Genomic DNA, 10549 nt, shown 5'->3' on the forward strand with positions numbered 1-10549 from the left:
CGGCGCTTGCCCCCACCCCCCGGCGCTTGCCCCCACCCCCCACTCCCCGCGCGAGTGTGCATCTCACGACGCGACACGCCGCTGAGCCGTCGTGGATTGCACAGTCGGCGCATGAAAGTCACGAACGCCATCCCGCGGCTTTCATGGCGGCAACGACGCGGGCCACGAACGTAGCCTGCCGGTATCGAAGCAGGTCGCTGCTGACCCTGATGATCACCCAGCCCAGAGCGTGAAGCGCGCTGTAGCGGTCGATGTCCCGATCCCGCTGCCCGGCGTCCGTCCAATGCTGGGGGCCGTCGTACTCGATGCCGACGCGTAGATCCTCATAACCCATGTCGATGCGTGCGGCGAAGTCCCCGTAATCGTCGACAACTCTGATCTGCGTTTGCGGCCTGGGCAGCCCCGCGTCGATCAACACCAACCGGGTTCGCGTCTCCTGAGGAGATTCGGCGCCGCCGTCGACCAGCGGTAGGACCGCGCGAAGCCGGACGACGCCGCGTGCACCGGGATGATCGGCGATGACAACCTCGACATCGGTCGGCTTGACGTCGGTCGCGTTGACCAAAGCGTCGAGCCGCTGGACCGCCGGCAGCCGTGACGTCGTTCGCCGCCCGATGTCGAATGCCGTTCGCGCAGCGCTCGTTACGCGCATCCCGTCGACTTCCACAACCTCGCCCGGCAGCAAGGTCTCGGTGTGCACCCTGATGCGGGCCGTTGGGTGGCGATTGCGGTGGATCAGCTCGGCATCGAGCGCCGGGCTTACCCACTTCGCGCCGAGTAGTGCGGCCGCGGAGTTGCCGGCGACGACCGCCCTGCGCCGCGACCACAGCCAGGCCGATCGCGCGCGCTGGCTTGCCGTTGGCTCGATACCGCACGGCACGTAGACGCCCGGGTAGACCGGCTCGTAGAGCAACCGCATCGCCCGTTCCGGGATGGCCTTCGCGGCTATTGCCTCCGAACCCAAGAAGGGCCAGGTGAGTTTGTCCATGGGCGAATGCTGGCACGACCCCCCGACACCGTGCTCAGTGTGCAATTCACGACACGACACGCCGCTGGGGCGTCGTGAATTGCACAGTCGGGGCAGGAAGGTTAGAGCCGCTCGATGATCGTGACGTTGGCGGTGCCGCCGCCCTCGCACATCGTCTGCAGCCCGTAACGGCCGCCGGTGCGCTCCAACTCATTGAGCATGGTGGTGAAAAGCTTTGCCCCCGTTGCTCCTAACGGGTGGCCCAGTGCGATCGCGCCGCCGTTGGGGTTCACCTTCTCCGGGTCGGCCTTGATCTCCTTGAGCCAGGCCAACACCACCGGCGCGAACGCCTCGTTGATCTCCACGATGTCGATGTCGTCGATCGACAGCCCCGTCTTGTCCAGCGCATAGCGGGTGGCGGGGATCGGCCCGGTCAGCATGAACACCGGGTCGGCGCCGCGGGCGCTGATGTGGTGGATACGGGCCCGCGGGGCCAGCTTGTGGTCGCTGACGGCCTGCTCGGAGGCCAGCAGCACCGCGCTGGCGCCGTCGGAGATCTGGCTGGCCAGCGCCGCCGTCAAGCGGCCGCCCTCGGAAAGCGCGGGCAGCGCGGCCATCTTCTCCAGCGACGTCTCGCGCGGTCCTTCGTCGATCCGGAAGTCCGTCCCGTCGGTGCGGACCGCGACGATTTCGTGGTCGAAGTGCCCGCTGCGGATGGCGGCCAGCGCATGCTGGTGGCTGGCGAGCGCGAACTGCTCCATCTCCTCGCGGGACAGATTCCAGCGCTGCGCGATCAACTCCGCGCCGCGGAACTGCGAGATCTCCTCGTCGCCGTAGCGGTGCAGCCAGCCCGTGGACTCGTTGGTCGGCGACGTGAAACCGAACTGCTTGCCGACCTCCATCGCCGAGGAGATCGGGATCTGGCTCATGTTCTGCATACCGCCGGCCACGATCAGGTCTGCGGTGCGGGCCATAATCGCCTGGGCGCCAAACGAAATCGCCTGCTGGCTGGACCCACACTGGCGGTCGACGGTGACGCCGGGAACCTCCTCTGGGTAGCCCGCGGCCAGCCACGCGTTGCGGCCGATGTTGCCGGCCTGCCCGCCGATGGTGTCCAGGCAGCCGACGATCACGTCGTCGACGGCGGCAGGGTCGACGTCGACGCGGTCGAACAGTCCCCGGAACGCCTGCGCGCCAAGGTCGATCGGATGTACACCTGCCAGCGATCCGTTGCGCTTGCCGACCGCGGTGCGCACCGCGTCGATCACGTAGGCTTGGGAAATTGCAACCATTTCTAGACTCCTTCTTTGGTGATTCCGCCCAGGACGATAGCGAGATACTGCCGGCCCACCTGCTCGGCGGTGAGCGGTCCGCCGGGTTGATACCAGCGCACCGACACCCACGTGGTGTCGCGGATGAACCGGTAAACCAGGTCGACGTCGAGGTCGGGCCGCAAGTAGCCCTCCTCGATCCCTTGCTGCAGCACGTCGATCCACATCTTGCGCTGCTGCTTGTTCATGTCCTCGATATAGGAGAACCGGGGCTGCGCCAACAGCCGCTTGGCTTCGTCCTGGTAGATGACGACCTGGGCGTGCCGATGCTCGATCGCCTCGAACGACGCCATGAACAACCCCTTGAGCCGCTCCAGCGGATTGGGCTCGGTATCGACGATTTCCTGATAGCGGTCGAACAGCCAGTCCAGAAAGTCGCGGAGCACCTCGTCGGCCATCTCCTCCTTGGACGAGAAGTGGTGGTACAGGCTGCCGGACAGGATGCCCGCACCGTCGGCGATGTCGCGCACCGTGGTGGCGCGCAGCCCGCGTTCGGCGAACATCGTCGCCGCCAGCTGCAGAAGTTCGTCGCGCCGGTTCACGGGTGCTGACTCGAAACCGAAATCACTTCGCCAGTAAGGTAACTGGAGTAGTCGCTGGCCAGAAACGCGATGGTGGCCGCCACTTCCCACGGCTCGGCGGCCCGCCCGAACGCCTCCTGGGACGACAACTGGTCGAGCAGTTCGGTCGAGCTGGTCTTGTCCAGGAAGCTGTGCCGGGCAATGCTGGGCGACACCGCATTGATCCGCACCCCGTATTCGACGGCTTCGATTGCGCTGCAGCGGGTCAACGCCATCACCCCGGCCTTGGCGGCGGCGTAATGCGCCTGCGAGTGCTGCGCCCGCCAGCCCAGCACGCTGGCGTTGTTGACGATCACGCCGCCGTGGCCGGCGTCGCGGAAATACCGCAGCGCCGCGCGGGTGGCGCGAAACACCGACGTCAGCGTCACGTCGAGCACCCGGTCCCACTCCTCGTCGGTCATGTCGGCCACCGGTGTCTGCCCGCCCAGGCCAGCGTTGTTGACCAGCACGTCGATGCGGCCCATGCGCTGCGCGGCGGCGGCGATCAGCGCGTCGACCTGGGCGGTGGACGTCACGTCGCACAGCACGCTCTCCACCCGTCCCTTGTCCAGCGCCGACAGTTCGTCGCGAACTTGGCCCAGTCGTCGGTCGTGGTGATCGGAGACAACGACGTCGGCGTCCTCGGCCAGCGCGCGCCGCGCGGTGGCCGACCCGATGCCGGTACCCGCCGCCGCCGTCACGATCACCACTTTGCCGGCCAGAAGCCCATGCCCGGCAACCTCTTTGGGTGCCGCCTCGAAGGTCACCGAGCCTCCCTCGGCAGGCCGAGCACCCGCTCGGCGATGATGTTGCGCTGGATCTCGTTGGAGCCCCCGTAAATCGTGTCGGCGCGGCTGAACAGGTACAGTCGCTGCCACTCGTCGAAGTCGCCGTCCGGCGCGACCAGTCCGGCCTTGCCTGCGACGTCCATCGCCAGATCGCCCAGGTCGCGATGCCAGTTGGCCCACAATAGTTTCGACGCACTATCCTGCCCCGGCTGCTCGACATCCATGGTGGCCAGCGCGTAGGACCTCAAAGCGCGCAGGCCCGCCCAGGACCGGGTCAACCGCTCCCGGATCAGCGGATCGTCGGCGGCACCGTTGCGCTTCGCAACCTCGACCAGCGCGGAAAGCTCACGGGCGTAGCGGATCTGCTGTCCGAGCGTCGACACACCGCGCTCGAAGGCCAGCGTGCCCATCGCCACCCGCCAGCCGTCACCCGGTGCGCCGACCACCAGATCGGCGTCGGTGCGGGCGTCGTCGAAGAACACCTCGTTGAACTCCGAGGTGCCGGTCAGCTGCACGATCGGCCGGATCTGCACACCGGGCTGATCGAGCGGCACAAGCAGATACGACAGGCCTGCGTGCCGTGTGGAGCCCTTCTCGGTGCGAGCCAGCACGAAGCACCACTGCGCCAGGTGCGCCAGTGACGTCCACACCTTCTGCCCGTTGATCACCCATCGGCCGCCGTCGAGCACCGCCGTGGTCGACACGTTGGCGAGGTCACTGCCCGCGCCGGGTTCGGAATAGCCCTGGCACCACAGCTCGGTGACGTCGAGAATTGTGGGTAGAAAGCGGCGCTGCTGATCCGGCGTGCCGTAGGCGATCAGCGTCGGTCCGAGCAGCTCCTCGCCGAAGTGGTTGACCTTGTCCGGCGCGTCGGCGCGGGCGTATTCCTCGTAGAACGCCACCCGGTGCGCCACCGATAGTCCGCGCCCGCCGTGTTCGACAGGCCAGCCCAAACACGTCAACCCGGCCTTCGCCAGGTGCTGGTTCCAGGCGCGCCGCTCCTCGAACGCCTCGTGCTCGCGGCCCGGCCCACCCAGGCCCTTGAGCGCGGAGAACTCGCCTGCCAGGTTCTCGGCCAGCCAGCCGCGGACCTCGGCCCGGAACTCCTCGACGCACTGCATGCCCTGTAGGCTAACCTACCAAGCACTTGCTTTGTAGCCTGGCGACGATGCGGGCCGTGCAGCGGCCCGACCAGGAGGCGGGCAATTGACCGATTCCGTCGAGCCGAGGAGCGTCGATGTCGAACCGTCCGCAGACCATTCCTGCGGCGCTGGATCGCATCGCGCGCGAACTCCCCGACCACGACGCGCTGGTCGCGCCGGATCGCCGGCTCACCTACGCCGGACTGCGCGACGAGGTGCGCCGGGTCGCTGCGGCCATGATCACGCTGGGTGTGGCCGCCGGTGACCGGGTGGCGATCTGGTCGCCGAACACCTGGCACTGGGTGGTCGCCTGCCTGGCCACCCATTACGCCGGAGCCAGCATGGTGCCGGTGAACACCCGCTACACGGTGGCCGAGGCCACCGACATCCTCGCGCGCACGCGCGCACGCCTGCTGATCGCGATGGGCCAATTCCTCGGCGCGGACAAGGTCGCCGGCCTCGACCGGGACGCGCTGCCGCAGCTGCGTCACGTGGTGCAGGTGCCGATAGAGGCGAACGACGATACAGCCGCCGACGACGGAACCTGGGACGAGTTCGTGAGCGCCGGCCTGGACATCGAGGCCGTGCAGGCCGCCGACGCCCGCGCCGCCGCGGTCCGGCCCGGCGACGTCTCCGACATCCTGTTCACCTCCGGCACCACCGGCCGCAGCAAAGGCGTGCTGTGCGCGCACCGGCAGTCGCTGGCCGGGCCGGCGGCGTGGGCGGCCTGCGGCAAGATCACCAGCGACGACCGCTACCTGTGCATCAACCCGTTCTTCCACAACTTCGGCTACAAAGCCGGAATTTTGGCCTGCCTGCAGACCGGCGCCACCCTGATCCCGCAGCTGACCTTCGACGCCGAGCAGGCCATGCGCGCGGTGGCCGAGCATCGCATCACCGTGCTGCCGGGTCCGCCCACCGTCTTCCAAACCCTCCTCGACCATCCCGCGCGCGCCGAATTCGATCTGAGCTCACTGCGGTTCGCGGTCACCGGCGCCGCCACCGTCCCGGTGGTGTTGATCGAGCGCATGCAACGCGAGCTGGACATCGACATCGTGCTGACCGCCTACGGCCTAACCGAGTCAGGAGGTTTCGCCACCATGTGCCGCGCCGACGACGATCCGGTCACGGTGGCCACCACGTGCGGGCGCCCGATCACCGGCTTCGAACTGCGCATCGGCGAGCAGAGCGAGGTGCTGCTGCGCGGACCCAACGTCATGCTGGGCTACCTCGACGACCCGCTGGCCACCGCGGCGGCCGTGGATACCGACGGATGGCTGCACACCGGTGACGTCGGAACGCTTGACGCCGCAAGCAATGTGATGATCACCGACCGGCTCAAGGACATGTACATCTGCGGCGGGTTCAACGTCTACCCGGCCGAGGTGGAGCAGGTGCTGGCCCGCCTGGACGGTGTGCTCGACGTCGCGGTGATCGGCGTCCCCGACGCGCGGCTCGGCGAGGTGGGACGGGCGTTTCTGGTCACCCGGTGCGGATCCGGTCTCGATGAACACGCCGTAATCGCCTATGCCCGAAAGTATCTGGCGAACTTCAAGACTCCGCGTTCGGTCAGGTTTGTCGACGCGCTGCCGCGCAACGCCGGCGGCAAGGTGATCAAACCGGTGCTGCGGGAGATGGCCTGATGGATCTCGATTTCGACGACGAGACGCTGGCGTTCCAGGGCGAGGTGCGGGAGTTCCTCGCGACGCACACAGGCGACTTCCCGACCACGTCCTACGACACGGCCGAAGGCTTCGAGCAACATCGGCATTGGGACAGGGTGCTCTACGACGCCGGGCTTTCGGTGATCACCTGGCCTCTTGCATACGGCGGCCGTGACGCCACGCTGCTGCAGTGGGTGGTGTTCGAAGAGGAGTACTTCCGCGCCGGCGCGCCGGGGCGGGCCAGCGCCAACGGCACGTCGATGCTGGCGCCCACATTGTTCGCGCATGGCACCGAAGAGCAGCGCGATCGGGTGTTGCCCAAAATGGCCAGCGGCGAAGAGATCTGGGCGCAGGCGTGGTCGGAACCGGAATCCGGCAGCGACCTGGCGTCACTGCGGTCCACCGCCACGCGCACGGACGGCGGCTGGCTGCTCAACGGGCAGAAGATCTGGAGTTCACGGGCACCGTTCGGGGACAAGGCTTTCGGGCTGTTCCGTTCCGATCCCGAGGCCGAGCGCCATCGCGGGCTGACCTATCTCATGTTCGACCTGCGGGCAGACGGCGTCACCGTTCGCCCGATCGCCCAGCTGGGCGGCGACACCGGTTTCGGGGAGATCTTCCTCGACGACGTGTTCGTGGCCGACGAGGATGTTATCGGCGACGTGCACGGCGGCTGGCGGGCGGCGATGAGCACGACGAGTAACGAGCGCGGCATGTCGCTGCGCAGCCCGGCGCGGTTCCTGGCCGCCGCCGAGCGGCTGGCAGGGTTGTGGAAGGACCGCGGCTCGCCGGCGGCATTCGGCGACCGGGTGGCCGACGCGTGGATCAAGGCGCAGGCCTACCGGCTGCACACCTTCGGCACCGTGACCCGGCTGGCCGCCGGCGGCGAACTGGGCGCGGAGTCCTCGGTGACCAAGGTGTTCTGGAGCGACCTCGACGTGGCGCTGCACCAGGCCGCGCTGGATATCCTCGGCGCCGACGGCGAACTGGCCGACTCGTGGAGCGACGGCTTGCTGTTCGCGCTGGGCGGCCCGATCTACGCCGGCACCAACGAGATTCAGCGCAACATCATCGCCGAGCGGCTGCTGGGCCTGCCCCGGGAGCCCAGATGAGATTCGAGCTCGACGCACAGCAGCGTGACTTCGCGGCCAGTATCGACGCCGCGCTGGCGGCAGCCGACGTGCCCGTGGCGGTGCGCGCCTGGGCGGCCGGCGACACCGCGCCCGGTCGCAAATTGTGGTCGCGGCTGGCCGAATTGGGCGTCACCGCGCTGCTGGTGCCCGAACGCTTCGACGGCCTCGCGGCGCACCCGGCCGACCTGGCCGTCGCGGCGGAGCGGCTCGGCCGGTGGTGTGTGCCCGGCCCCGTCACGGAATCCGTCGCGGTCGCGCCGGTCCTGCTGGCCGACGACGACCGGTGCGCGGCGCTGGCGTCCGGTGAGCTGATCGCCACCGTGGCGCTGCCGCCGCAGGTGCCGCGCGCCGTCGACGCCGACACCGCCGGGCTGGTCCTGCTCGCCGGGGACGGGCAGGCCTGCACGGCTCAGGTGGGCGCGCGGCACGAATCTGTCGACCCCAGCCGCCGGCTGTTCGACGTGACAGCGTCCGGCGCGTCGTGGGCGGCCGATGTCGCCCGTGCTTACGAGTTCGGGGCGCTGACTACCGCCGCGCAGCTGGTCGGCGCCGGTCGGGCGATGCTGGACACCGCGGTGGACTATGCGACGCAGCGCAGCCAGTTCGGTCGGGTGATCGGGTCGTATCAGGCGGTCAAGCACAAGCTGGCCGACGTGCAGATCGCGCTTGACCTGGCCCGGCCCCTGGTCTACGGGGCCGCGCTGTCGCTGGCTGCGCACTCGCCCGACACTGCCCGCGACGTCAGCGCCGCCAAGGCCGCCGCATCGGATGCCGCGCTGCTGGCGGCCCGGGCGGCGTTGCAGACCCACGGCGCCATCGGTTTCACCGCCGAGCACGACCTGTCGCTGTGGCTGTTGCGGGTGCAGGCGCTGCGACCGGCCTGGGGTGACCCGGCCGCGCACCGCCGTCGGGTGCTGGAGGCGCTGTGACGACGTCCAACGACGAACGGGAACTGCTGCGCGACACCGTCGCCGCGCTGGTAGCCAAACATGCCGGGCCTGAAGCGGTGCGGGCCGCGATGGCCTCGCCGCGTGGCTACGACCAGACGCTGTGGCTCCTGCTGTGCGAGCAGGTCGGCGCCGCAGCACTGGTGATCCCCGAGGATCTCGGCGGAGCGGGTGGTCAATTAGCCGACGCCGCAACGGTTCTGCGTGAGCTCGGCCGTGGGCTGGTGCCTACTCCGCTGCTGGGCACGACGCTGGCCGAGCTGGCGTTGCTGGCCGCCGACGAACCCGACCGCGACGCGCTGGCGCGGCTTGCCGACGGCACCGCGATCGGCGCGGTGGTGTTCGACCCCGGCTACGTGGTCAACGGCGACGTCGCCGACATTGTCATCGACGCCGACGGCGACACGCTCACCCGGTGGACGCTGTTCAGCGCAGAGCCCGTCGCCACCATGGACCCGACCCGCCGGCTCGGCCGCGTCACCGCCCAGGCCACCGCGGTCATCGGTACCGACCCCGGCATCGCCGACACCGCCGCGATCCTCGTCGCCGCCGAGCAGGTCGGCGCCGCGGCCCGCTGCCTGGAACTGACCGTCGCCTACACCAAGGAGCGGGTGCAGTTCGGCCGCCCGATCGGCAGCTTCCAGGCGCTCAAACACCGGATGGCCGACCTGCATGTCGCGGTGCAGGCCGCTCGCGCGGTGGTCGACGAGGCGATCACCGACCCGTCACCGGCGTCGGCGGCGCTGGCCCGGCTCACCGCCAGCGAAGCGTTCAGCACGGTCGCGGCCGAAGGCATCCAGCTGCACGGCGGCATCGCGATCACCTGGGAACACGACATGCACCTGTACTTCAAACGCGCGCATGGTAGTTCGCACCTGCTCGGCCCGCCGCGGGACCAGCTGCGCCGGCTCGAGTCGGAGGTGTTCTAGCGTAAGCGATATGAACAGCGTCGCCATGCGCGCCGGCATCCCGCCGTTTCACGTGATGGACGTCTGGCTGGCGGCCGCCGAACGTCAACGCAGCCACGGCGACCTGGTGAACCTGGCGGCGGGGCAGCCCAGTGCGGGCGCGCCCGGGCCGGTGCGCTCCGCCGCGGCAGCGGCTCTGCGCGACAATCAGCTGGGATACACGGTAGCGCTGGGTATTCCGGAGTTGCGCGAGGCGATCGCGGCGTCGTACCGGGACCGGTACGGGCTGCCGGTCGAAGCCGACGACGTGGTGGTGACGACGGGCTCGTCGGGCGGGTTCCTGCTGACGTTTCTGGCCTGCTTCGACGTCGGCGACCGGGTCGCGGTGGCCAGCCCCGGATATCCCTGCTACCGCAACATCTTGGCTGCGCTCGGCTGTGAGGTCGTCGACGTCGAATGCGGGCCGCAGACCCGGTTCCAGCCGACCGTGGCGATGCTGGCCGCGCTCGACCCGCCGGTGGCCGGCGTGGTGGTGGCGAGCCCCGCCAACCCGACCGGCACGGTGATCGCGCCGACGGAACTGGCGGCGATCGCCTCCTGGTGTGACGCCACCGGTGTCCGGCTGATCAGCGACGAGGTGTACCACGGGCTGGTCTACGAGGGTGCCCCGCAGACCAGCTGCGCCTGGCAGACGTCGCGAAATACCATGGTGGTCAACAGCTTCTCCAAGTATTTCGCGATGACGGGCTGGCGGCTGGGTTGGCTGTTGGTGCCGGCCGGGCTGCGGCGCGCGGTGGACTGCCTGACCGGCAACTTCACCATCTGCCCGCCGGTGCTGTCGCAGTATGCCGCCGTCGCGGCGTTCACCCCCGAGGCGATTGCCGAAGCCGACGGACATCTGCACCAGTACGCGATCAACCGCAGGGTGTTACTGGAAGGTTTGCGCGACATCGGAATCGACCGCTTGGCGCCCACCGACGGCGCCTTCTACGTCTACGCCGATGTCTCGGACTTCACCACCGACTCGATGACGTTCTGTTCGACGTTGCTGGCGGACACCGGGGTTGCCATCGCGCCCGGCATCGACTTCGACACCACCCGTGGCCCTG

Annotated in this window: 10 protein-coding genes; 5 read left to right on the forward strand and 5 right to left on the reverse strand. The window is 69.0% G+C overall.

Annotation, left to right across the window (positions count from 1 at the left end):
* Nucleotides 1–118 precede the first annotated feature (118 nt).
* From ABDW21_RS14510 to ipdE1, 5 genes are all read right to left on the reverse strand, one after another.
* Entirely contained in the window at nucleotides 119–988 is an 870-nt protein-coding gene (locus ABDW21_RS14510) for a DUF559 domain-containing protein (protein ID WP_343710620.1), read from the reverse strand.
* A gap of 101 nt (nucleotides 989–1089) precedes the next feature.
* The gene (gene fadA6 / locus ABDW21_RS14515; RefSeq protein WP_343602689.1) at nucleotides 1090–2250 is read right to left on the reverse strand and encodes a steroid 3-ketoacyl-CoA thiolase FadA6; all 1161 of its coding nucleotides are present in this window, start codon (nucleotides 2248–2250) and stop codon (nucleotides 1090–1092) included.
* Between the two features lie 11 nt (nucleotides 2251–2261).
* Complete coding sequence (gene kstR2 / locus ABDW21_RS14520) at nucleotides 2262–2840, reverse strand: TetR family transcriptional regulator KstR2 (protein ID WP_343710621.1); 579 nt, start codon at nucleotides 2838–2840, stop codon at nucleotides 2262–2264.
* Nucleotides 2837–3625, reverse strand: a complete 789-nt coding sequence (gene ipdF, locus ABDW21_RS14525) for a (5R,7aS)-5-hydroxy-7a-methyl-1-oxo-2,3,5,6,7,7a-hexahydro-1H-indene-carboxyl-CoA reductase (protein WP_343602677.1) — start codon at nucleotides 3623–3625, stop codon at nucleotides 2837–2839. Before ipdF ends, kstR2 begins: the two co-directional genes overlap by 4 nt.
* Nucleotides 3622–4767 carry an acyl-CoA dehydrogenase IpdE1 gene (ipdE1, locus tag ABDW21_RS14530; RefSeq protein WP_343602678.1) on the reverse strand — a complete coding sequence of 382 codons (1146 nt, stop codon included), beginning with the start codon at nucleotides 4765–4767 and terminating at the stop codon, nucleotides 3622–3624. The genes ipdF and ipdE1 overlap by 4 nt, the downstream gene beginning before the upstream one ends.
* 116 nt (nucleotides 4768–4883) lie before the next feature.
* On the opposite strand from ipdE1, the gene fadD3 reads away from it, so the two are divergent.
* The 5 genes from fadD3 to ABDW21_RS14555 all read left to right on the forward strand — a co-directional run.
* Entirely contained in the window at nucleotides 4884–6431 is a 1548-nt protein-coding gene (gene fadD3, locus ABDW21_RS14535; protein WP_343710622.1) for a 3-((3aS,4S,7aS)-7a-methyl-1,5-dioxo-octahydro-1H-inden-4-yl)propanoate--CoA ligase FadD3, read from the forward strand.
* A complete protein-coding gene (locus ABDW21_RS14540) occupies nucleotides 6431–7564 on the forward strand; it encodes an acyl-CoA dehydrogenase family protein (protein WP_343602682.1) in 1134 nt (377 codons plus the stop codon). Before fadD3 ends, ABDW21_RS14540 begins: the two co-directional genes overlap by 1 nt.
* Nucleotides 7561–8514: an acyl-CoA dehydrogenase gene (locus ABDW21_RS14545; protein WP_343602684.1), complete on the forward strand. Its 954-nt coding sequence runs from the start codon at nucleotides 7561–7563 to the stop codon at nucleotides 8512–8514. The genes ABDW21_RS14540 and ABDW21_RS14545 overlap by 4 nt, the downstream gene beginning before the upstream one ends.
* Nucleotides 8511–9461, forward strand: coding sequence for an acyl-CoA dehydrogenase family protein (locus ABDW21_RS14550; protein ID WP_343602686.1), 951 nt, complete (start codon nucleotides 8511–8513; stop codon nucleotides 9459–9461). Before ABDW21_RS14545 ends, ABDW21_RS14550 begins: the two co-directional genes overlap by 4 nt.
* 10 nt (nucleotides 9462–9471) lie before the next feature.
* Nucleotides 9472–10549 (forward strand): pyridoxal phosphate-dependent aminotransferase (locus ABDW21_RS14555; protein WP_343710623.1); only part of this gene is annotated, 1078 nt, incomplete at its 3' end.

Source organism: Mycobacterium sp. (assembly GCF_039583805.1).
Lineage (GTDB): Bacteria > Actinomycetota > Actinomycetes > Mycobacteriales > Mycobacteriaceae > Mycobacterium.